We start from the raw sequence: 20,509 nt of genomic DNA on the forward strand, positions 1-20,509 counted from the left end.
GTCGGCGGCGGCATCGCGGGCCTCGCGGCGGCGACCGCCCTGGCGGAACGCGGGGTGCGCGTCGTCCTGCACGAGCGCGAGCCCGTGCTCGGCGGCCGGGTCGCGGGCCGCGCCGTCACCCTGCCCGACGGCACGCCGGCCACGATGAGCCGGGGCTTCCACGCCTTCTTCCGCCAGTACTACAACCTGCGGAGCCTGTTGGGCCGTTGCGATCCCGGGCTCGGCATGCTGACCGGCCTGCCGGACTACCCGCTGCGGCACAGCAGCGGGCTGTGCGACAGCTTCCGCCGTCTTCCGCGCACTCCCCCGTTCAGCGCCCTGGCCTTCGTCGCCCTGAGCCCCAGCTTCGGGCTGCGGGACCTGACGGCCCTGCGGCCCTCGGCGGCGCTGCCGCTCCTCGACGTCCGTACCCGCCGCGTCCACGAGCGTCTGGACGACGTCAGCGCCCACGCGTTCCTCGACTCGCTGCGTTTTCCCGCGGCCGCGCGGCACCTGGCCTTCGAGGTGTTCTCCCGCAGCTTCTTCGCGGACCCGCGCGAGCTGTCGGCCGCGGAGATGGCGCTGATGTTCCACATCTACTTCCTCGGCTCCAGCGAGGGGCTGCTCTTCGACGTCCCGCGCGAGCCGTTCCCGCGGGCGCTGTGGGATCCCCTGGCGGGGCATCTGGTCCGGCACGGGGTCGAGGTGCGGACGGGCACGTCCGTCGAGGCGGTCCGGCCCGGTCCGTCCGGCGGTCACCTGGTGGTCGACGCCGCGGGAGCCCGGCCGTACGACGCCGTGGTGCTCGCCCTGGACGTCGGCGGGCTGCGGGAGGTGGTGCGCCGGTCGCCGCACCTGGTCGACGCCGCCTGGCGGGCGCGGGTGGCACGGCTGCGGAACGCTCCGCCGTTCCTGGTCTCCCGGCTGTGGCTGGACCGCCCGGTCGCCGCGGACCGGCCGGGCTTCCTCGGCACGAGCGGGTACGGGTCGCTGGACAACGTCAGCGTGCTGTCCCACTGGGAGGGCGAGGCGGCCCGCTGGGCGGCGCGCACCGGCGGCTGCGTCGTCGAACTCCACGCGTACGCCGTGCCGTCGGGGGCCGTGCGGGAGGCCGAGGAGAAGCATCTGGTCGACCAGTTGCACCGGGTGTATCCGGAGACCCGTCGGGCCGGGGTGGTCGCGGCCCGGCACGAGTGGCGGGCGGACTGTCCGCTCTTCACCGTCGGGGGCTACCTCGACCGTCCCACGGTCCGCACCCCCGACCCGGCCGTCGTCGTCGCCGGGGACCTGGTCCGTACGGATCTGCCCGTGGCACTGATGGAGCGCGCCGCGACCTCCGGGTTCCTCGCCGCCAACGCCCTGCTGGAGCGGTGGGGCGTACGGGGCGAGACGCTGTGGACGGTGCCGGACCGGGGCCGCTCCGCGCCGCTGCGCGCGCTCGCGCGACGGTTCGGCGCCCACGCCCCCTGACCGGCACCAGGCCCGCCTGGCCCGTACGGCTGCACGGCTGTACGGCTGTACGGCTGCACCGCGTTACGGCTGTACCGCGTTACGGCGTCGCCCGTCACGCACCCGTGTCCGCCGCGCGGTCGGCCCGGCCCCCCGCGCCCAGCGGGCCGGTGTGCCCCAGGGAGTCCTCGGCCTCCATCCGGGGCAGCTCGCGGCGGGACAACCGCAGGACCGCGGGCGGCAGGGACGCGCGCCCCAGCTGGACCAGGCGCAGCCAGCCCGGCACGTACACGGCGGTACGGCGGCGCTCCACGGCGCGGACCAGCCGGGCGGCGACCTCGTCCGCCGGGAGGGTGCGGCGGGCCGGGGCCGGCATGTGGGCGCGCAGTTCACGCAGGACCGGGTGGCGGTCGGCGTCGCGGATCATGTCGGTGTCGATCCAGTTGAGGTAGGCGATGCCCACGGCGACGCCGTGGTGGGCCACCTCGGCGCGCAGCGAGTGGGCGAAGGCCTCCGCGCCCGCCTTGGAGGCACAGTAGGCGCTCATCATGGGGGCGGCGCCGAGCGAGGCCAGCGAGGCGATCTGGAGGTGGTACCCGGCGGTGTCGAGCAGGTCCGGCAGGAAGGCGCGGGCCGTGTGGGCGCTGCCGGTCAGGTTCACCTCGACGACCCGGCGCCACTCGGCGGGGTCCGAGGTGGCGAACGGGCCGCCGTGCGCGACACCGGCGTTCGCCACCACGACCGACGGCTGCCCCAGGCGGCGGCGCGTCTCCGTGGCCGCGTCGGCCAGCGCGGCGGGGTCGGTGACGTCGGTCTCGACGGCGAGCGCCGGGGTGGGCAGGTCCGCCGCCAGGGCGTCCAGTCGTGGTTTCTCGAGGCCGAGCAGCGCGAGCCGGGCACCGCGCCGTGCGCACGCGCGGGCCAGGGCGGCGCCGAGTCCGCGCGCGGCGCCGGTCACCACGACGGTGCGGTTCTGCAGTGGGCTGTCGGTCACGGTCCGGCCCCTTCCTCGGACTTCTGGAGGACGTCGCGGGCGTTCACCGCCGGTCGCCCGCCCGGTCCCGCCGCGTCAGGGCCCGCTGCGCCCGGGAGAGGCCCGCGAACCGGTGCTGGCGCAGTGCGGCGCGCGCGGCGTTGGCGCCGGGCGCGCCGTGCACCCCGCCTCCCGGGTGGGCGCCCGCGGAGGCGAGGAAGAGACCGGGCACCGGGGTCTCCGGCCGCCCGGTGCCGGGCACGGGCCGGAAGACGAGTTGCTGGTGCATGGCGGTGGTGCCGCCGTTGATGGCGCCGCCCTCCAGATTGGCGTCCATGGCCTGGAGCGTCGGCGGGGCGAGCACCCGCCGGGCCCGGACCAGTGAGCGGAAGCCGGGCGCGAAACGTTCCACCTGGCGCTCGACCCGATCGGCCATCAGTTCCTGGTCCTTGGCGTCCCAGCGGCCGGTGATGCCCTCGTCGCCCGCGTCGGCGCGGATGTCGTGCGGGACGTGGGTGTACGCCCAGGCGGATTCGGTGCCGCGCGGCGAGCGGGTCGGGTCCGTGGTCGTCATCTGGCCGAACAGCGAGAAGGGGCGGTCGGGGACCTGGTGCATGGCGATCTGCGCGGCGAACCGGGTGAGTTCGTCGAGGCCGTTGGACAGGTGCACGGTGCCCGCCCGCGCCGCCTGCTCGCACTGCCAGGGCACGGGCCCGTCCAGCGCCCAGTCCACCTTGAAGGTGGCGAAGTCCCACTGGAAGCGCCGCAGGTCGGTGCGGACCTGGTCCGGCAGGTCCGCCGGGGCGACGAGTCCGCCGTACAGGGCGGGGACGGAGACGTTCGCGAGGACGGCGCGGCGGGCGGTGACCGTCTCCCCGTCGGCGGTGCGTACGCCGACGGCGCGCCGGTCGCGGATGAGGACCCGTTCGACGCGCCGCCTGCAGTGCAGGGTGCCGCCCCGGGCGCGCAGCCGGTGGACCAGGGCCTCGGTGAGGGCGCCGGCTCCGCCGACCGGCACGGGGAAGCCGTAGGTCTGCCCGAGCATCGACATCAGCCAGCCGAAGCCGCCGCTGCCGGCCGCCTCGGGGGCGAGGTCGGCGTGCAGGGCGTTGCCGGCCAGGAGCAGTCTGCCGCCCTCGCCCCGGAACTCCTCCTCGCCCAACCGGCGCACCGGCAGGACCAGGGTGCGGGCCAGCCTGAGCCCGCCCGCGGCTCGCAGCCGCAGGGCCAGCCGGGCCGCGGCGCGCACCGGCGGGAAGGGCGTGAAGAGGGCGTCGAGGATGTCGGCCCGGTAGCGGTCCCACACCTCGTGCAGCCGCTCCCAGGCGGCGCCGTCCCCCGGGGCGAAGGCGTCCAGGGAGGCCGCGGTGGTCGCGAGGTCGCGGTCGAGGACGGCGCAGCTCCCGTCGGTCAGGGGGTGGGCCAGTACGTGGGGCGCGTGGGCCCAGCGCAGCCCGTGCTCCTCCAGCCGCAGTCCGCCGAGTACCGGGGAGGCGACGGCGAGCGGGTAGAAGGAGCTGAACAGGTCGTTGACGAAGCCGGGGGCGACCTCGCCGTCGTGCCGCACCGCGCCGCCCGGCTCGGGCTGCTCCTCAAGGACCGTGACGCTCCAGCCGGCGTCGGCCAACAGGTTCGCCGCCACCAGGCCGTTGGGTCCCGACCCGATCACGACGGCGTCAGGCACGGCCGGTTCCCGGACGGTACTCCACGGATCCCACCGCGTCGGGCGGGTCAGGACGGCACCTGCCACCGGCCTGGGACTCGCACAGGTTGGCGAGCCTGGCGAGCATGGCCCGGTGCCGCACCTGGATCAGCGCCTCGACGCCGACGTTGTGCAGCAGACCCCCGGGACCGCGCAGAGGGTGTTCGTCCACGATCACCAGGCACTGCTCGCCCCAGGGCCGCAGTTCGACGGCGATCCGGGCCGTGCCGAGCCGGCCCGCCTTCGCCTCCAGCTCCAGCTCGGAGCCCGGTACGCAGCGTCTGACCACCGTCTCGTTGTTCAGCCGCAGCGGCCCGAGCCGCACCTCGTACGCGATGGTCGCGCCCACCTCCGGCCACTGTCCGTTTTTGGGAGTGACCTCCGAGGGCCCCACGACCCATTCCACGTACAGGTCGCCGTCCGCCAGGACGTCCCAGACCGCTTCCGGGGTCGCCTGGATGAGCCTGTGCCGTACCGCCACGCTTGCCTCCCACGTCCGGTGGCCGTCGTCCGGCCGTCATTGCGAGGACGCAGCCTGAGTGCCCCGGAGACGACCGGCCAACCAAAAGACCGGCCGGGCCGAGGGATGGGCCGGCGGGCGCGGAGACCGGTGGCAGGAAAGGCCGTGCATTGGCATGGACCTGATGAGGGAGGGCTGGCTAAGCTCGAAGCGACCCGATGAGAGCGCTCTCAAACCGCGGTTGTTCCATGCCATCTGTTCCACCCCCACCTTGCTGGAACGACGAAGGGCACCTCCGTGAGACGCAGCAGACTCAGGCACCTCGGCCTGGCCGGACTCCTCGTGCTCGGCAGCCTCACCGCGGTCGGCACCCTGCCGGCCTCGGCGGCCGACGCCCCCGCCCACTCCCCCTCCTCCCCGTCTTCCTCCGCCGCGTCCGAGCAGCCGGCCTCCGCCGGTCTGCTGGACGCCATGCAGCGGGACTTCGGCCTCACCCGGGCCGAGGCCGAGGACCGGCTGGCGGCCGAACGCGACGCCACCGGCATCGAGCCCGCGGCCCGCCGGGCGGCCGGAAAGGCGTTCGGCGGCTCGTGGTTCGACGCCGACGCCGGAAGGCTGACCGTGGCCGTCACCTCGGACGCGGCACCCTCCACCGTGCGGGCGGTGCGCGCCACCGGCGCGCAGGTCCGCACCGTGGAGCACAGCGCACAGCGGCTGGACGCGGCCAAGGCGCGCGTCGACCGCCTCGACGCACCGGCCGGAGTGAGCGGCTGGCACGTCGACCAGGCCGCCAACCGGGTCGTCGTGGACGTGGTCGACGGCGAGCGCGCTGACAACGATGTCCGGCGCTTCGTGCGGCAGGCCCGCGAGGCCGGGCCCGTCACGGTGCGGACGGTGGCGTCCGCACCGCGGACCTTCGCGGCGGGCACCGTGGGCGGCGACCCGTACTACACCGGCAACGTCCGCTGCTCCATCGGCTTCTCGGTGCACGGCGGGTTCGTCACCGCCGGACACTGCGGACGGGCCGGCGCCTCGGTCAGCGGCTGGGACCGCTCGTACATCGGCACCTTCCAGGGCTCGTCCTTCCCCGACAACGACTACGCGTGGGTCAGCGTCGGCAGCGGCTGGTGGACGGTGCCGGTGGTGCTCGGCTGGGGGACGGTCTCCGACCAGCTCGTGCGCGGCTCGAACGTGGCACCCGCCGGTGCGTCGATCTGCCGCTCCGGTTCCACCACGCACTGGCACTGCGGCACCGTGCTCGCCCACAACGAGACGGTCAACTACAGCGACGGCTCGGTGGTGCACCAGCTGACCAAGACCAGTGTGTGCGCCGAGGGCGGCGACTCCGGCGGCTCCTTCATCAGCGGTGACCAGGCACAGGGCGTCACCTCGGGCGGCTGGGGCAACTGCTCCAGCGGCGGGGAGACCTGGTTCCAGCCGGTCAACGAGATCCTGAACCGCTACGGCCTGACCCTGCACACGGCCTGACCCGGCAGCGGTGGGGAGGGCCGGTCCGGTCCCCGGTCCGGTCCTCCCCGGCCGCCGGTGCCCGGGGCCGGCCCACCTCCACGTGCCGGGCGGCTCAGACGTCGCCGGGACCGGTCCCCGGCCCCGGCGCGTCGAGGCCGGTCGCCGTGGTCAGCCGGCGGTAGGCGGCCCGCGCGTGGACCAGACGGGCCAGCGCCGTGCCGACGAGGGCCGCGCCGAGCAGACAGGCCAGCCAGACCGCGTCCCGCCGGCCGGTCCAGGTGAGCGTGCCGGCCGGCGGTATGGCGAAGCCGTTGAGGGACAGCCAGCACAGCACGGCCGTCCCCGGTGCGGCCGTGAAGCGGGCGCAGAGCCCGAGCGCCGCCGCCAGCAGGGAGAGCGCGACCAGGGCGAGGCCCGGACGCCCCACGCCCACGGTGCCGTTGAGCAGCGCGACCAGGAGGAGGGCGCCGCCGAACGCCCCCGCCCACACCAGGGGAGCCGCGACCGGCCGGGGAACGGGTCTGGCACCGCTGCCCAGGGGCACCCACTCGATCATGCTGACGGCTCCTTCCGGTCCCGGACGCGTCCGACCACGGCGTCGGACCACGACCCTGTGGGCAGATTGTCCCACCGGACCACCTCGGTGCCGTGCCGCCCGGGGCGACGGCCGGCCACCCGCCGGCATCGCCCCGCGACCCTCCCGCCCCGGCCGTACGGTCCCGGACTAGCGCTCCGCCTCAGCGTGCTCCGAGGAGGAGGACGCGGACCCGCCCGAGCGGGCGGCCCGGGCCGGCACCGGCACCGGCACCGAGGCCGACTCCGGTCGCCGCTCCGTGTCCGACTCCCCGCCGGTCCCGCCACCCGCCACCGCGACGGGTGCCTTCCCGCCGGGCAGCAGCCGCCCGGCGGCGCGCAGCCCGGCGGCGAGTACGTGGGCGCGGCCCGCGACGACGGGGCCGAGGACGGCGAGGACGAGGACGTATCCGGCGATGAAGGGAGCGAGCCGGGCGTCGAGTCCGGCACCGGCGGCCATGGCGGCCAGGATCAGCGCGAACTCCCCTCGGGCGACCAGGGTGGTGGCGATCTCCGCGGCCGGTTGGGAACCGTAGTGGTAGACCCGGGCGACGCACAGCCCGGCGACGACGTTCATGACGACGGTGAGCGCGGCCGCCGCGGCGACCGGACCGGCGACGGAGGCGAGGTCGCCGGGGTCGATGGCGAGCCCGAAGGCGAAGAAGAAGATGGCCGCGAAGGCGTCACGCAGCGGGTGCACCAGTTCGCGGATCCGCGGCCCCGAAGGGGTGCCGGCGAGGATCAGACCGACCATGAAGGCGCCGATGGCGTCGGCGACGCCCAGGACTTCGGAGACGCCGGCGACGAGCACCGCGGCGCCGAGGAAGCTGATGACGAGCAGTTCGTTGTCCCGCGTGTCGATCAGGCGGCCCACGAGCCGGGTGCCGTAGCGGGCCGCGGCGGCCAGCACCAGCAGGAAACCGAAGGCCTTGCCGGCCTGGAGCGCCGTCTCGGCGACGCCGTGCGCGCCCGAGAGAACCGGCTGCAGGGCGGCCAGGTACAGCGCGAGGAAGATGTCCTCCACGACGATGACACCGAGGATCAGCCGGGTCTCCGGGCGGCCGATCCGGCCCAGGTCGATGAGGATCTTGGTGACGATCGCGGAGGAGGAGATGCCGAGCACACCCGCCAGCACCAGTGCCTCGCGCACGCCCCAGCCGAGGACGAAGCCGAAGCCGAGTCCGGCACCGACGTTCAGGAGCAGGTAGATGCCCCCGGCGGTGAGCAGCCGTTTGCCGCCGCTCTTGAGGTCGTCGAGGTGGAACTCCAGGCCCAGGTAGAAGAGCAGCAGCACCAGTCCGAGCGCGGAGAGCATCTCGAAGTCGTGCGCGTCCTCGACCAGGACGAAGCCCGGTGTGTGCGGGCCGAGCAGGATACCGGCGAGCATGAACAGAGGGATCGTCGGAAGTCCGATCCTCCCGCCGAGGCGGGCGAGGAACGCGGCGGCGACGAAGGCGCCGCCCATGGCGAGCAGGGTGTCAGCGTGTCCCACGGGTCACCGCCTTCGACCGCGCGGAGGTTCGGGAGGGCTTCGCTTGACGGGGATGGATGCGGGTTCTCCTTCTTCGGGGATGCGTCATGGGGCGGGCGGACAAGCGGGCGGGCGGACGGGCGGGCGGGCAGGGTGGCCGGTCGCTTGCGCCGCCCCCGGGGCGCCGGTGCCCCTGACACCACCCCCGGCACGCGGGTGCGCACGGCACACCCGGAACGAACGGACGACGCGACGACGCCCGCGGACGGGCGGGACGGGCCTGCCCGCACCCTGCCCCGGCACCCGGAAAGCCCCCGGGCGCGGCGTCGGTCCACGGTCACACGCCGGGCCCCCGCGCGGCTATCGGGGACGACACCCAAATGGTCCGGCGGCCGACACCCATCGTCCCGGCGCGGGGAGCCGCGCGGCGGCCCGAAAAGGATGCGCCACGGCCGATTCGGGGATCCCGGCCGCGGCGCGTCCCGCCGCCCCGGGCGCGGAGGACGACGCTCCGGGGCATGACCGGCGACTTCCCCGGCTCCCCGCCATGACACTGCACCAACCGAGTGATCGTCAGGAACCGTCCTCCCGCTTCCGGATCCCCGGCCCGGGGCCCCGGGTCAACCTCGGCACCGAAGCCCCTCTTTCGACTGACGCCCACCCCGGGCTGGCCCGGTCTGCCGATATTCGATCGGGCCGTTGCCCATGATCGTGAGCAAATCCCGTCCCCCGACCGGAAGGTGCGTGTCTTTCATGGGATCCCCCGCGTCCCGCGTGTACGGAGTGGAATTGCCGCCCGTCTTCTGTCCTTTCGAGTCCGCCATTCATCCCCGGGTCCGGCAGGTCGAGAAACGGGCCGTGGAATGGATCCGCGACTGCGGCATGTGCGCGTCGGAACGGGAACGGGCCTGGGCGGTGGCCACGCACAGCACCGACTTCTTCGCCCGGTTCGCCCCCGTCGCGGACGACGACCGCCTGCTGGCGGCGGCCCTGTGGGTGTACTGGGGCTTCGCCTTCGACGACGCGCGCTGCGACAGCGGGCCGCTCAGCAGCCGGCCCGCGCAGTTCAACGCGCTGGCCGGGCAGGTGCAGCGGGCCTGCGAGGCGGACACGGCGAGGGGCGCCGACCGGTTCGTCGGGGCCCTCCAGGACATCGTGCGCCGCTTCCGCGGTTTCGCCCCGCCCACGCAGGTGAGCCGGTTCACGCACGCGCACCGCGCCTGGCTGTCCGGCGTGGCCTGGCAGATCGGCAACCAGGCGGCCGGACGCATGCCGCACCTGGACGACTTCCTGGCGATGCGGCTGCTGTCGTCGGGCGGCGAACCCACCTTCGCCCTGCTGGAACTGGCGACGGGCGCGCAGGTGCCGGACCGCGAGCTGCACCGCCCGGCCGTCCGCGCGCTGACCGAGATGGCCATCCTCGTGGCCGCCCTGGACAACGACCGGCACTCGCTGCACAAGGAGTTGGCGGGCGGCCAGGCCGACCAGAACGTGTACACGGTCCTGATGCAGGAGCGGTCCTCTTCGCTGCAGGACGCGGTGGAGGCCGCCACCGGTCTGCGCGACCGCGTCCTGCTGCGGTTCGTCGAACTCCACGACCGGGTCCGGCCGACCGCCGGCGCCGACCTGGGCACCTATCTCCAGGGGCTCAGGTACGGCATCCGCGGCAACAACGAGTGGGGACTGCGGGTGCCGCGCTACCTCAGTGGCGGCCACTGGCCGGACGAGATGGACGACGCCCTGCTGACCTGGGCCGACGAGCCGTCGGACACCCGCCCCGGCCCGGTGGAGGGCGCACCGTCCATCGCCTGGTGGTGGGACCGCGACCTCGCCTGATCCCCCGGGGACCGCGGGCGCGTCAGCGCCCCGAGGCCAGGTCGAGGGTCCACCAGGGTCCGCCGGAGCCCTGCGCCCTGCCCACGCCCGCATGGGTGTAACGGCAGGTCAGGAGGATGTGGCGGTGCGGGGTGCTGCGCATCCACACCGCCACGGCGTCTTCCGCGCCGTCCGAGCCGGCGGTCAGGTTCTCGCCCGCCGAACCGACGCGGTATCCGGCCTTCCGCATCCGGTCGGCGGGGCTGCTGCCGTCGGCGCCGGTGTGGGTCAGCCGGCCGGAGCGGGCCATGGCGGCGCTGTGCTCGCGGGCGGCCCGGCCCAGCGCCTTGTGCAGCCGCACCGGCGGGCAACCGGCCTTGGCGCGCTGCCGGTTGACGGCGGCGACCATACGGCTGCCCGCCGTGCCGGGGCGGGTCTTGCGGGGTGGGCCGCCTTCCGAGCCGCCGCGGGCGCCGGGGGCGGCCGTGCCGGGTGCGGGCTGCTGCCACCGGCCCGGTTCGGGGACCGGCCACAGGGGTGCGCGGTAGGGGGTGGGCGGCCTCGGCGCGGGAGGCGGCCCGGCCCAGGCGGGCACCGTGGTCGTACACAGGGCCATGAGGACCATGAGGGCCGTGAGGGGGATGGTGAGGACCGCGCGAGGGGCCGGCGCGGGGTGCCGCGTCCCGGTCATATTGAATTTCGCCTTTCCATTTCCGATTTCTGATTCAGTGACGTTCATCGCGTTTTCTTCTGGTGTATCCACCGCCTCGTTCGAGGGAACTCGGCCTTTCCTCCACGACATTGGGCAACTGCCCTGGCTAGACTTTCAGTCGTTCACCCCTCCCCCCTTTTTCGCAATTCCATCAGGAGGCTTTTCATGTCGTTCTCGCTGCGCCGTGCCGCGGTGGTCTCCCTGGCCGCGCTGGCCCTGACGGCGGGCGGTGCCGTGTCGGCCGCCGCTGCCGCCCCGCTGTCCGCTCCCGCCGTCGCCCCGGTGGGTCCGGGCGGTGAGGGCGGCGGTGGCGACGGGTTCGGCGGCCGCCACGAGCCCCCGATGCACTTCGGCCCGTTCGAGATCCCGAAGTTCGGCAGTGTCTCCGGAGGCTTCTCCTGGGGTCTGGCGCGCTAGCCGCCCGGGGCAGCCGGTACGCGGATGAGGGCCGTCGTGGACGGCCCTCATCCGCGTTTCAGCGTGGCCGCGCTGGCGACGAGCACCAGGACCACGCACACGAGGATCAGCACCGCGTCCCGGACGAACAGCCCGGTGACGCCGGTGTGCGTGGCCGCCTCGCCCGCCGCCTGCACGGCGTAGGTCATGGGCATCGCCCGGGCCACGGCGGCGAGCGCGCCGTGCATCTCGTCGCGGGGCACGAACAGCCCGCACACCAGGAACTGGGGCAGGACACCGGCGGGCAGGAACTGCACCGCCTGGAACTCGTTGCGGGCGAAGGCGCTCACCAGCAGGCCGAGGGCCAGCCCCAGCAGCGCCCCCAGCATGGCGATGACCATCAGCAGATAGGCGGGGCCCTTGATGTCCAGGCCCAGCGGGCCCACCGACAGCAGCGTGGAGAGCACCGCCTGGAGCAGCGCCAGGAACGCGAAGGCGAGGCTGTAGCCGAGGACGATGTCGAGTCGCCGTACCGGCATGGTCAGCAGCCGCTCCGCGGTTCCCGAGGTGCGTTCCCTGAGGGTGGACACGGAGGCCACGAGGTACATCACGATGACCGGGAAGATACCGAAGACCTGCGGCCCGACCCGCTCGAAGGTGTCCTCGGAGTCGTGGAACATCAGCTTGAGCAGCACCATCAGCATGCAGGGGATGCCCAGCAGCAGCGCCGTGCTCCCCCGGTCGCGGGAGATCTGCTGGAGCACGCGTACCGCGGTGGCGGCGGTGATGCCGGGGGAGAACGGCAGGCGGTCGGTCAGGTGGGTGACAGTCATGTGAGGGTTTCCGCAGCGAAGAAGGCGCGTTCGGCTTCGGGGGCGCCGGCCTGGTCGAGGAGGAGGGGCGACAGGCCGTCGACGGGACGGCGCCGCCCGGCCCGTTCCTCGGCGGCCGCCGCGGCCTTGACCAGGTGCAGGAACGCCTCCTCCACCTCGTCGCAGCCGGTGTGTTCCAGCAGGCTGCCGCGGTCGGCGCTGGCCAGCAGCCGGCCGGAGCGCATCAGCAGCAGCCGGTCGCAGCGGTCGGCCTCGTCCATGACGTGACTGGACACCAGCAGCGTGGTGCCCTCGTCGGCCAGCCGCCGGAAGACCAGCCACAGTTCGCGCCGCACCATCGGGTCGAGTCCGACCGTCGGTTCGTCCATCACCAGCAGGTCGGGCCGGTTCAGCAGGGCGACGGCCAGGGAAACCCGCGAGTACTGGCCGCCCGACAGCCGGGCGACCGGCTGGTCCGCGTACGCCGCGAGGTCCACCTCCTTCACGACGCGGACCACGGCGTCCTCCCGGTGCCAGCCCCGCAGACCGAGGGCGGCGGCGAAGTACCGCAGGTTCTCCAGCACCGTCAGGTCCGCGTACACGGAGGGCGCCTGGGTGACGTAACCGACGCGGGTGCGCAGCGGCCAGGCGCCCGCCGTGTGGCCGAGGACCTGGACGTGGCCGGCGCTCGGCTGCTGGACGCCGACCACGCAGCGCAGCAGCGTGGTCTTGCCGCAGCCGCTCGGGCCCAGCAGCCCGACGACCCGGCCGCGGGGGATGGTGAAACTGATGTCGCGCAGCACCGGACGGGGGCCCCGGGCCACCTGCAGCCCGTAGGCGGCCACGGCCGGGAGGTCGCCCTCGGGCGCTGCGCTGTGCTCGGTGTGCTGCACGGCTCCACTGTGTTTCGTCGGATCGGGTCCGCGGCGGGGGTCCGCGGTACGGCCGGGGCGGGGGAACGGAGCGGTCATCGCCAGGACAACGGTCCGCCCGGCCCCGGGTCACGCGCGGCCGGCCCACCCGCCAGGGACGGTGCGCGGGGCCGGCGGGCGGGGTCAGGACTCGCGGCGGGTCATCGCCCAGGCGATGTCGTGCAGTTGGCGGTAGGCGTCGGCGGTCGGCCGGGCCAGGGACAGGGACCGCAGCGCCGCCGCCATGTGGCGGCGTGCCTCCTCCTCGGCCGCCTGCCGGCCGCCGGCCTCCTCCACCAGGTGACGGGCCAGGTCCACGTCGGTCTCCCCCGGCCCGTGCGGTGTGCGGTACAGCTCGCGCAGCCGCTCGGCCGCGGGACCCCGGGCGGCGAGGGCCGCCACCACCGGCAGGGACTTCTTGCGGGCGGCGAGGTCGGCGCCGACCGGCTTGCCGCTGCGCGAGCTGCGGCCCCAGATGCCGAGGATGTCGTCCGCGCACTGGAAGGCCACGCCGAGGCTCCGGCCGAACTCCCGCAGTCCGCCCACCCGGACGCTGTCCGCGCCGGCCAGTACGCCGCCCAGCGCGCAGGCACAGCCGATCAGGGAGCCGGTCTTGCCGGCGGCCATGGCCAGGTAGTCGGCGACCGAGACCTCCTGCGCCTTCTCGTACGCGACATCGTGGCTCTGCCCCTCCACCAGTTCCAGGAGGGTGGCCACGAGTTCGCACACGGCCGCCCCGGCCCGCCCCGGTGGCGCCTGGGTCAGCACGCGCAGCGCCGCCACCAGCAGCGCGTCTCCGGTCAGTACGGCCGCGGGGGTCCCGAACAGCGACCAGGCGGCGGGCCGGTGGCGGCGCAGCGCGTCACCGTCGATGACGTCGTCGTGCAGGAGGGTGAAGTCGTGGACCAGCTCGACCGCGACGGCGCCGGGCACCGCCTGGGAGGGGTCCGCGCCCACGGCCACCGCCGACAGCAGGGCGAGCGCGGGCCGTACCGTCTTGCCGCCGCCGGACGTGGCGGGACGGGGCGTGCCGTCTGCCTCGCACCAGCCCCGGTGGTACCTGGCCACGAGGCTCTCCGCGGCCGGCAGCGACTCGACGGCGGACCGCAGGGCGGGTGACAGCACGTCGTCCACCCAGTCCAGCCGCGGGAAGGCACCAGCCGGGGCCGAGTCGGTGATCTGCGACACGTACTACTCCTCACGATGACGGGGCACGAGGGGAAACGGATGCCGGCGGCGCACGGACGCGCTGCTCCGCGCCGGCCTTTTCCCCAGTCAATCGACTGCCGGACGGCGCGGAGCCGCCGCGACGCCCCGCCCGTCCAAAGATCACCGAGGCGGCCCAGATCTATGACCATGACCCCAGCCGACAATCACGCCGACCCGGTACGCCGTCCGCCCCGCCGCGGGATGCGACGGGGCGGACGGCTTGCGGACGGTCCGTCAGCACGGTGTGGTTGCCATCAACTTCTCGAAGGAAGCCATGCAGTCCGGGCAGTGCCGCGCCCGTTCACCGTCGGATGCCTCGATTCGTTCGCGGAGCTGCTGTCCGCACAGTGTGGCCGCCGCCTGTTTGGACAGTACGTGCCACACCAACGCTCCGCCCGCCTTCTCCGGGCCCACGCACATTTCGTACATGATCGGCCTCCCAGCCTGGACGCCGCTGACACACTCCAGGAGACACCGGTTCGGCCGTGACCAGTAGCGCGCGGGGGCCATTCGGGTGACGGCCGCTTCGGCCGCCCGGAGGCGGACGCACACCCGGAGGACTGCAAACGATCAGCCAACCGGCCCTGTCCGGGTGGTCGCGTGACGTGCCGTCGACGGGTCCGCTGACGCCCGGTCAGGACGCGCGTACGCCGGTGCCGGCGAAGCCGCTGCGAGGATGCGCGGTCCTGGTCGGACACCGGGTACGCGCGCGCGGCGGTGAGCGTCCACGGTGGGTGGGTGCCCCGGGACGGCGGGCGGACACCGGGCCGCTCGCGCCGGGTCCCCGGGGCGCGGTCCCCGCCGGTGCGAGGGCGCCCTGACATTTGTCAGGGACACCGGCGTCCCGGTCGTCCCTAGAGTGCTGAGTGCGAGCCGGGTACCGCCCGGCGGCAGCATCCGCACAGGGGGAATCACCACATGACCGTTCGCCCGATCACCAGGGTCGCGCTCATCGGGGCCGGCGCGCTCGCGCTGCTCGGCCCGCTCACCGCGACGACCGCCGCCGCGGTCTCCGACGGCGGCCGGGGCGCCGACCGCGTGCTCGCCGCGCCCTACGCGGTGGAGCCGTACGAGACCGTCAACGTCCGTTCCGGACCCGCCCGTTCCTACGCCAAGGTCGGCTCGGTCGCGGCCGGCCAGCCGCGCGGCGCCTACTGCTGGACGCGGGGCGAGACCATCAGCGACCACGGCTACACCAACAACGTCTGGGTGAAGCTCGTCGAGGGCTACGTCAGCGCCGTCTACCTCAAGGGCAACGCGTACGGCGACCTGCCGGCCTCGGCCACCTGCTGACCCGGACCCGTCCACGACCATGGGGGAACCACACATGAAGCGACTGATGCGTCACTCCGGTACCGCGCTGGCCGCGGCCGCGCTCACCGTCGGCGCGCTCGCCGCCACCGCGCAGGCCGCCCCGGCCGCGCCGAGCGGCGGGGACCCGACGCTGACCGACGTCTACATCTGGGCGACGGACGTCCGTCTGCGCCAGCAGCCCACCACCGACTCCAGCGTGCTCGCGGTCCGCTCCACCTACTGGCTGGACGCCGTCTGCCAGAAGCGCGGGCAGTACGTGACCGACCCGGCCGTCGGCGGCAACGACTGGTGGACGGCCGTGCAGGAGTTCTCGGGCAGTGACATCGCCTGGGTCAGCAACCTCTATCTGCGGGGCGGCGAGAAGATCGCCGGCGTTCCGGACTGCTGAGGCGACGCGTCCACAGGGCCTGACCGGCGAGCACGGCCCCGGCCACCCACGCGGTCGGGGCCGTGCGGGCTTCTCGGTCCCGGCCTCCGGTGTCCGCGCCGTCCTCGGCGGCCTCCTCAGCCGGCCGCGTTGTCGGTGCGCATCGTCACCTGTTCCTCCAGCCGGCGCAGGCTGCCGTCGAGGGCCTCGTCCACCGTCCGCCGGCCCGGGTCGTGACTGCCGTCGAAGAACGACAGGTGCACGGTGACCTCGCTGGCCCCGCTGTCGAGCCCGGCGACCTGCAGCCAGCCGGCGTAACCGCCCTGCTCCCGGGTGCCCCACTCGAGGCGCATCTGCTCGGGCCGGGCGCTCAGCAGCGCCGAGGTGTCCTGGTCGGTGCGGTCCTCGTGCACGGTGACGGCGGGCGGCTCCTCCGGCTCCACGTGCAGGTCCCGGGGCAGCCAGGTCTCCAGCTGTCCGACGTTCGCGGCCTGGTCGAAGACCTGCTCGGGCTGGGCGGGCATGGTGCGGGAACGCTCGTACTCGGTCATGGGGCACCACTCCTCGGCGCTCGGGGTCGTACGAGGTGACGCGTGCCCCTTCTGCCGGGACCGAAGCGCACGCGGGTGAGCGGCCGACGGGCGGGGCGGGAGGGGCGGTGCCAGACTGCTGGGGGGCATCGTCCCCGCCGCGGCGGGCTCTCGACGGGAGGAGACGAGGTGTCCACGACGGAGCCGGACGACTCGGAGCTGCGGAGGTTCCTCGCCGATCCGGCCCATCTCACCCTCGACCTGCGGACCGCCACCGCCCGCTGTGCCAAGGCGCTGGGGCTGCGGCAGGCCGTCGTCTACCTCGTCGACCTCCAGCAGCGCCGCCTGGTCCCGCAGACGGCCGTGGCCCCGACGGTCCCGGTCGACGGCTCCATGGCGGGGTGGGCGTACCGCACCCAGTCGCTGCGGGTGGAGGAGTCCGGGGCGAGCGGCGGCATCACCGCCTGGTTCCCGCTGCTGGACGGTGCGGAGCGGCTCGGTGTACTGGCCGTGCACGAGACGGCCCTCACCGCTTCCTCGCTGACCCGGGGCCGGGCGCTCGCCTCGCTGCTGGCCATGGTGATCACCTCCAAGCGGGCCTACGAGGACTCCTTCGTCCGGCGCACCCGCACCGAGCCGATGCGGCTGCCCGCCGAGATGCTGCGCGCCGTGCTCCCGCCGCGCACCATCGGCGACGGCAACGTCGTGTCGACGGCCGTGCTGGAACCGGCCTACGAGATCGGCGGCGACGCCTTCGACCACGCGCTGACCGAGACGACCCTGCACGTGGCCGTCCTGGACGCGATGGGGCACGACCTGGCCTCCGGACTGACCACCACGGTCTCGCTGGCGGCCTGCCGCAATGCCCGGCGCACCGGAGCCGATCTGCCCGATCTGGTGCGCGGCGTGGACGAGGCACTGTCCAGCTGGCTCCCGGACAAGTTCTGCACGTCGGTCATCGCCCAGCTGGACCTGGTCACCGGGGTGCTGCGCTGGGCCAACTGCGGTCATCCCGCGCCCATCCTGATCCGCGACCAGCGGTTGATCATCGACGCCATGGAGCGCGACGCGGACCCGCCCATGGGGATGCCGTCCCTGCTCAGCCCGCACCGGCGCCGGATCCACGAGATCGCGCTGGAGCCGGGGGACCGGGTGCTGATGTACACCGACGGCGTCGTGGAGGCCCGGACCAGGGAGGCCAAGCTGCTGGGCCTCGAACGCTTCGCCGACTACGTCATCCGGGCCACGGCCGGCGGGGAGCTGGCGCCGGAGTCGTTGCGCCGACTGATCCACTCGATCCTGGCCATGCAGGAGGACCGGCTGCGGGACGACGCGACGCTGCTGATGTTCGAGTGGCGGCCGCCTTCGTGAGGCGGCGCCGGTGTCCGCCTCACACGGCGTGCCCCCGGGCCCGCAGCCAGGCGTGCACGGTGTCCTTGTCCGCCGGTGTGATCCGCACGGGGCCCGCCACGTAGGGGCCCTCGTCCTCGGTGAAGCCCGTGTCCGTGACCCTGGCGGTGACCCAGGTGGCCAGGTCCTGGGCGGCCCGTTCGGACAGCGCGCCCCGTTCCCAGCCGTCCCGGGCCTCGGCGGCGGCCCCCGGGTCGTGCCGTTCGGTCTCGGCCAGCCAGGCCGCCACCAGCCGTTCCACGGTCCGGTGGCCGGCGGGGCCGGTCCCCTGTCGCATCCTCTTGTTGCTCATGCCGGACGAGTGCCCCCGATCCCCCGGGCGCCCCACACCGGCGCGGGCCGCGTGGGGGGCGCGGTGTCGGCGGTACGGCGCCGGGTACCCGCTCTGCCAAGGGGAGGGCCGGTCCGGTCCGTTCCGCCGACGGCGACAGCCCGGGAAGGGGACATCGATGAGGCAGCCCGCCGACGACCACACCACCGGCCGACGCGCCGGCGTCTCCGAGCTGCGCCCGGCCGCCGGGGACCACGGTCCCCTCCCCCGGCACGAGGCACCGCACGAGGAGCTCCCGGTCGACCGCAACCAGGCGATCCTCCAGGCCGCCAAGCAGGTGGGCTCGACCCTGAAGAAGGCGGAGCACCCGTTCGCGCTGGCCGGCAGCGTCGCCGTGTACGCGCACGGCGGCACCCAGAACCTCCAGCACGACGTCGACTTCTGCATCCGGCCCGAGGACGCCGACGCCGTCGCCGCGACGCTGCGGCAGGCGGGGCTGACGGTGTACACACCGCCCGAGGACTGGCTGCTCAAGGCGGACTGCCTGGGCCAGCAGGTCGACCTGATCTTCGAGCTGGCGCACGAGCCCGTGACGACGGATCTGCTGGCCCGGGCCCGGGATCTGTCGGTCGACTCGGTGCTGATGCCGGTCCTGTCGCCGACCGACCTGCTGCACGGTCTGCTGGCGGCCTTCTCGGAGCACCACTGCGACTTCGGTGCGGTGCTGCCGATCGCCCGCACCCTGCGCGAGAAGATCGACTGGGCGGCGCTGCGCCGCGACTGCGGCGACGATCCGATGCCCGCCGCGTTCTTCTTCATCCTGGAGCGGCTGGAGATCATTCCTCCGGCCGGGCCACCGGCCACCGCCACGAAGGAGGGTCGGCCATGAGCGATCCCGTCGGACACCGGGGCCCCGCCGCGAGCGGCCCCGCCGCCGCGGCCGGGGAGCCCGAGAACCCCGAGAACCCCGAGAACGTCGAATACCGGGTGGCCCACTTCCAGGACCGGCTCGCCGCGGAGGAACTCGGTGAACTCGGCGTACGTGCCGAGATCCGGGCCGGGGCGATCGCGCTCACCGGCACCGTGCCCTCGGCGCGGTGCCGCGAGACCGTGCTGCGCATCGCCCGTGAGGAGCTGGCAGGGCTGACCGTGCACGCCGACGTCGTGGTGGCGGAGACCACCCGCCCCGACCATGCGGAGGAGCTGTGATGATCCGCGTCGCCGCCGTCGGAGACATCCACATGGGACCCGACAGCGAAGGGCTGCTGCGGCCCGCGTTCGAGACCCTGCCCGACTGCGCCGACCTGCTGCTGCTCGCCGGGGACCTGACCCGGCACGGCACTCCGGAGGAGGCGCGGGTGGTCGCCCGGGAGGTGCGCGGCCTGCCGGTGCCGGTGGTGGCGGTCCTCGGGAACCACGACCACCACGACGAACAGCCCGAGAAGGTCACCGCGATCCTCAAGGACGCCGGGGTGACCGTGCTGGAGGGCGAGGGAACCGTCGTGGAGTGCGCCGGGGGCCGGGTGGGCATCGCCGGGACCAAAGGATTCGGCGGCGGGTTCGTGGGGCGCAGCGCCGGTGAGTTCGGTGAGCCGGTGATGAAGGAGTTCGTGCGTACCACCCGCCGCTCGGCGGACAGTCTGCACGCCGCGCTCAAGGAGCTGGACGAGGAGGACTGCGCGGCGCGGGTGGCGCTGACGCACTTCTCCCCCGTCGCGGACACGCTCGCCGGGGAGCCGCCGGAGATCCACCCGTTCCTCGGCAGCTACCTCCTGGCGGAGGCGATCGACACGGCCGGCGCCGACCTGGCCGTGCACGGGCACGCCCACCTGGGCACGGAGCACGGGATGACGGCGGGCGGAGTCCGGGTGCGCAACGTGGCGCAGCCGGTCATCCGCCGGGCCTTCAACGTCTACCGACTGGGCGCGGGCTGACCGCCTCCGACCGCCTGTCCGTGCGTCAGGCCCCTTCCGTGTCCTCGGTCGTCCGTCCCAGGCAGGTGACGTCCGCCGGGTCGAGACCCGCCGCCGCGATCTCGTGGAAGCCCAGACGGTCGTAGAAGGCCCTGGCCGGGGTGTTGGCCGTCGCCATGACCAGGTGGACGGCCGGGACGCCGCGTCCGCGCAGGGCCCGCCAGAACGTCCGCATCAGGGTCCGGCCGTGGCCCTGTCCCTGCCAGTCGGGCAGCAGGTCGATGTGCAGATGGGCGGGGTAGGCGGCCAGTTCCGGGACGGTCATGCGCTCCGGGTCGTGCAGCAGCCCGGCCATCACCTCGTCCGGAGTGCGGGCGCCGGGCGGGCCCTGCGGCGCCGGGTGGCGGTCCGCGACCCGCGGCAGCCACTTGTTCCGGAACTCCTCGGCGAAGCGCACGGTGTCCGCCGTGCCGAGGATGTAGCCGACCGCCCGGCCCTGTCCGTCGTCCAGCACGAAGGCCAGGCCGGGGTCCAGATGGACGTAGGGGGCGGCGAAGATGGCCGGCAGGACGGCGGGGTCGGCGTACACGGGCCGGCTGTCCCGGCCGTTGTGCGCGGTCCGGATGCAGATGTCGTCGAGGGCGGGGGCGTCGGCGGGGCGGTAGGGGCGTACGGAGGCGGTCGCTGTCACCGCAGCATCCTGCCCGCCTGGGAGCGCTCCCACAAGTGGTTCGCTTCGATCGGCGACGCCCGGGTACCCGGCGGCGGCAGT

22 protein-coding genes are annotated in these 20,509 nt (G+C 74.3%); 10 read left to right on the forward strand and 12 right to left on the reverse strand.

Going from position 1 to position 20,509, the window contains the following annotated elements:
- On the forward strand, positions 1–1,449 hold a 1,449-nt coding region (locus tag BZZ08_RS33115; protein WP_104635894.1), incomplete at its 5' end, for an FAD-dependent oxidoreductase.
- Positions 1,450–1,543: 94 nt separating this feature from the next.
- On the opposite strand, the gene BZZ08_RS33120 is transcribed toward BZZ08_RS33115, so the two are convergent.
- From BZZ08_RS33120 to BZZ08_RS33130, 3 genes are read right to left on the reverse strand one after another with little or no spacing between them, the layout of a single operon-like run.
- Positions 1,544–2,422 carry an SDR family oxidoreductase gene (locus BZZ08_RS33120; RefSeq protein WP_104635895.1) on the reverse strand — a complete coding sequence of 293 codons (879 nt, stop codon included), beginning with the start codon at positions 2,420–2,422 and terminating at the stop codon, positions 1,544–1,546.
- A gap of 43 nt (positions 2,423–2,465) precedes the next feature.
- Entirely contained in the window at positions 2,466–4,085 is a 1,620-nt protein-coding gene (locus BZZ08_RS33125; RefSeq protein WP_104635896.1) for a phytoene desaturase family protein, read from the reverse strand.
- Complete coding sequence (locus BZZ08_RS33130) at positions 4,078–4,584, reverse strand: SRPBCC family protein (RefSeq protein WP_104635897.1); 507 nt, start codon at positions 4,582–4,584, stop codon at positions 4,078–4,080. Before BZZ08_RS33130 ends, BZZ08_RS33125 begins: the two co-directional genes overlap by 8 nt.
- Positions 4,585–4,860: 276 nt before the next feature.
- On the opposite strand from BZZ08_RS33130, the gene BZZ08_RS33135 reads away from it, so the two are divergent.
- Positions 4,861–6,051 carry a S1 family peptidase gene (locus BZZ08_RS33135; protein ID WP_104635898.1) on the forward strand — a complete coding sequence of 397 codons (1,191 nt, stop codon included), beginning with the start codon at positions 4,861–4,863 and terminating at the stop codon, positions 6,049–6,051.
- Positions 6,052–6,145: 94 nt separating this feature from the next.
- On the opposite strand, the gene BZZ08_RS33140 is transcribed toward BZZ08_RS33135, so the two are convergent.
- Both BZZ08_RS33140 and BZZ08_RS33145 read right to left on the reverse strand, forming a co-directional pair.
- Positions 6,146–6,589, reverse strand: a complete 444-nt coding sequence (locus BZZ08_RS33140) for a hypothetical protein (protein ID WP_104635899.1) — start codon at positions 6,587–6,589, stop codon at positions 6,146–6,148.
- 168 nt (positions 6,590–6,757) lie between these two features.
- Entirely contained in the window at positions 6,758–8,098 is a 1,341-nt protein-coding gene (locus tag BZZ08_RS33145) for a cation:proton antiporter (protein ID WP_104635900.1), read from the reverse strand.
- 837 nt (positions 8,099–8,935) lie between these two features.
- Between BZZ08_RS33145 and BZZ08_RS33150 the strand changes: the two genes are divergently transcribed.
- Positions 8,936–9,913, forward strand: coding sequence for a terpene synthase family protein (locus BZZ08_RS33150; protein WP_198601837.1), 978 nt, complete (start codon positions 8,936–8,938; stop codon positions 9,911–9,913).
- 22 nt (positions 9,914–9,935) lie between these two features.
- Here the strand turns inward: BZZ08_RS33150 and BZZ08_RS33155 are convergent, their stop codons facing one another.
- Positions 9,936–10,583 (reverse strand): CAP domain-containing protein, encoded by a 648-nt coding sequence (locus BZZ08_RS33155; RefSeq protein ID WP_104635901.1) that lies wholly within the window; start codon positions 10,581–10,583, stop codon positions 9,936–9,938.
- Between the two features lie 186 nt (positions 10,584–10,769).
- Here BZZ08_RS33155 and BZZ08_RS33160 point away from each other — a divergent pair, with 186 nt between their 5' ends.
- Entirely contained in the window at positions 10,770–11,021 is a 252-nt protein-coding gene (locus BZZ08_RS33160) for a hypothetical protein (protein WP_104635902.1), read from the forward strand.
- Between the two features lie 47 nt (positions 11,022–11,068).
- On the opposite strand, the gene BZZ08_RS33165 is transcribed toward BZZ08_RS33160, so the two are convergent.
- From BZZ08_RS33165 to BZZ08_RS33175, 3 genes are all read right to left on the reverse strand, one after another.
- On the reverse strand, positions 11,069–11,833 hold the full coding sequence (locus BZZ08_RS33165; protein ID WP_104635903.1) for an ABC transporter permease: 765 nt from the start codon (positions 11,831–11,833) through the stop codon (positions 11,069–11,071).
- Positions 11,830–12,705: an ABC transporter ATP-binding protein gene (locus tag BZZ08_RS33170; protein WP_241965628.1), complete on the reverse strand. Its 876-nt coding sequence runs from the start codon at positions 12,703–12,705 to the stop codon at positions 11,830–11,832. Before BZZ08_RS33170 ends, BZZ08_RS33165 begins: the two co-directional genes overlap by 4 nt.
- 162 nt (positions 12,706–12,867) lie before the next feature.
- Positions 12,868–13,911: a polyprenyl synthetase family protein gene (locus BZZ08_RS33175; protein WP_104635905.1), complete on the reverse strand. Its 1,044-nt coding sequence runs from the start codon at positions 13,909–13,911 to the stop codon at positions 12,868–12,870.
- A 939-nt stretch (positions 13,912–14,850) separates the two neighbouring features.
- Here BZZ08_RS33175 and BZZ08_RS33185 point away from each other — a divergent pair.
- Together BZZ08_RS33185 and BZZ08_RS33190 are read left to right on the forward strand one after the other, a co-directional pair.
- Complete coding sequence (locus tag BZZ08_RS33185) at positions 14,851–15,225, forward strand: SH3 domain-containing protein (protein ID WP_104635906.1); 375 nt, start codon at positions 14,851–14,853, stop codon at positions 15,223–15,225.
- A gap of 34 nt (positions 15,226–15,259) precedes the next feature.
- Entirely contained in the window at positions 15,260–15,634 is a 375-nt protein-coding gene (locus tag BZZ08_RS33190) for a peptidase M23 (RefSeq protein WP_104635907.1), read from the forward strand.
- A gap of 116 nt (positions 15,635–15,750) precedes the next feature.
- Here the strand turns inward: BZZ08_RS33190 and BZZ08_RS33195 are convergent, their stop codons facing one another.
- Positions 15,751–16,164, reverse strand: coding sequence for an SRPBCC family protein (locus BZZ08_RS33195; RefSeq protein ID WP_104635908.1), 414 nt, complete (start codon positions 16,162–16,164; stop codon positions 15,751–15,753).
- Positions 16,165–16,332: 168 nt separating this feature from the next.
- Between BZZ08_RS33195 and BZZ08_RS33200 the strand changes: the two genes are divergently transcribed.
- On the forward strand, positions 16,333–17,514 hold the full coding sequence (locus BZZ08_RS33200; protein WP_198601838.1) for a PP2C family protein-serine/threonine phosphatase: 1,182 nt from the start codon (positions 16,333–16,335) through the stop codon (positions 17,512–17,514).
- Positions 17,515–17,533: 19 nt separating this feature from the next.
- On the opposite strand, the gene BZZ08_RS33205 is transcribed toward BZZ08_RS33200, so the two are convergent.
- A complete protein-coding gene (locus BZZ08_RS33205) occupies positions 17,534–17,845 on the reverse strand; it encodes a hypothetical protein (RefSeq protein WP_104635909.1) in 312 nt (103 codons plus the stop codon).
- 157 nt (positions 17,846–18,002) lie between these two features.
- Here BZZ08_RS33205 and BZZ08_RS33210 point away from each other — a divergent pair, with 157 nt between their 5' ends.
- Genes BZZ08_RS33210 through BZZ08_RS33220 form a run of 3 tightly spaced genes read left to right on the forward strand, consistent with a single transcriptional unit; the run spans position 18,003 to position 19,758 of the window.
- The gene (locus tag BZZ08_RS33210; RefSeq protein ID WP_104635910.1) at positions 18,003–18,713 is read left to right on the forward strand and encodes a nucleotidyltransferase family protein; all 711 of its coding nucleotides are present in this window, start codon (positions 18,003–18,005) and stop codon (positions 18,711–18,713) included.
- The gene (locus BZZ08_RS33215; RefSeq protein ID WP_241965629.1) at positions 18,710–19,033 is read left to right on the forward strand and encodes a BON domain-containing protein; all 324 of its coding nucleotides are present in this window, start codon (positions 18,710–18,712) and stop codon (positions 19,031–19,033) included. The genes BZZ08_RS33210 and BZZ08_RS33215 overlap by 4 nt, the downstream gene beginning before the upstream one ends.
- Entirely contained in the window at positions 19,033–19,758 is a 726-nt protein-coding gene (locus tag BZZ08_RS33220; RefSeq protein ID WP_198601839.1) for a metallophosphoesterase family protein, read from the forward strand. The genes BZZ08_RS33215 and BZZ08_RS33220 overlap by 1 nt, the downstream gene beginning before the upstream one ends.
- 25 nt (positions 19,759–19,783) lie before the next feature.
- On the opposite strand, the gene BZZ08_RS33225 is transcribed toward BZZ08_RS33220, so the two are convergent.
- On the reverse strand, positions 19,784–20,428 hold the full coding sequence (locus BZZ08_RS33225) for a GNAT family N-acetyltransferase (RefSeq protein ID WP_198601840.1): 645 nt from the start codon (positions 20,426–20,428) through the stop codon (positions 19,784–19,786).
- Between the last annotated feature and the right edge of the window lie 81 nt (positions 20,429–20,509).

Origin of the sequence: Streptomyces sp. MH60 (assembly GCF_002939385.1) — a bacterium.
In the GTDB taxonomy this organism is placed as follows: domain Bacteria; phylum Actinomycetota; class Actinomycetes; order Streptomycetales; family Streptomycetaceae; genus Streptomyces.

Coding starts and splice junctions, on each gene's coding strand:
- BZZ08_RS33210 (WP_104635910.1), top strand. CDS start 18,003: ATGAGGCAGCCCGCCGACGACCACACCACCGGCCGACGCGCCGGCGTC.
- BZZ08_RS33220 (WP_198601839.1), top strand. CDS start 19,033: ATGATCCGCGTCGCCGCCGTCGGAGACATCCACATGGGACCCGACAGC.
- BZZ08_RS33205 (WP_104635909.1), bottom strand. CDS start 17,845: ATGAGCAACAAGAGGATGCGACAGGGGACCGGCCCCGCCGGCCACCGG.
- BZZ08_RS33190 (WP_104635907.1), top strand. CDS start 15,260: ATGAAGCGACTGATGCGTCACTCCGGTACCGCGCTGGCCGCGGCCGCG.
- BZZ08_RS33160 (WP_104635902.1), top strand. CDS start 10,770: ATGTCGTTCTCGCTGCGCCGTGCCGCGGTGGTCTCCCTGGCCGCGCTG.
- BZZ08_RS33215 (WP_241965629.1), top strand. CDS start 18,710: ATGAGCGATCCCGTCGGACACCGGGGCCCCGCCGCGAGCGGCCCCGCC.
- BZZ08_RS33155 (WP_104635901.1), bottom strand. CDS start 10,583: ATGACCGGGACGCGGCACCCCGCGCCGGCCCCTCGCGCGGTCCTCACC.
- BZZ08_RS33140 (WP_104635899.1), bottom strand. CDS start 6,589: ATGATCGAGTGGGTGCCCCTGGGCAGCGGTGCCAGACCCGTTCCCCGG.
- BZZ08_RS33185 (WP_104635906.1), top strand. CDS start 14,851: ATGACCGTTCGCCCGATCACCAGGGTCGCGCTCATCGGGGCCGGCGCG.
- BZZ08_RS33165 (WP_104635903.1), bottom strand. CDS start 11,833: ATGACTGTCACCCACCTGACCGACCGCCTGCCGTTCTCCCCCGGCATC.
- BZZ08_RS33195 (WP_104635908.1), bottom strand. CDS start 16,164: ATGACCGAGTACGAGCGTTCCCGCACCATGCCCGCCCAGCCCGAGCAG.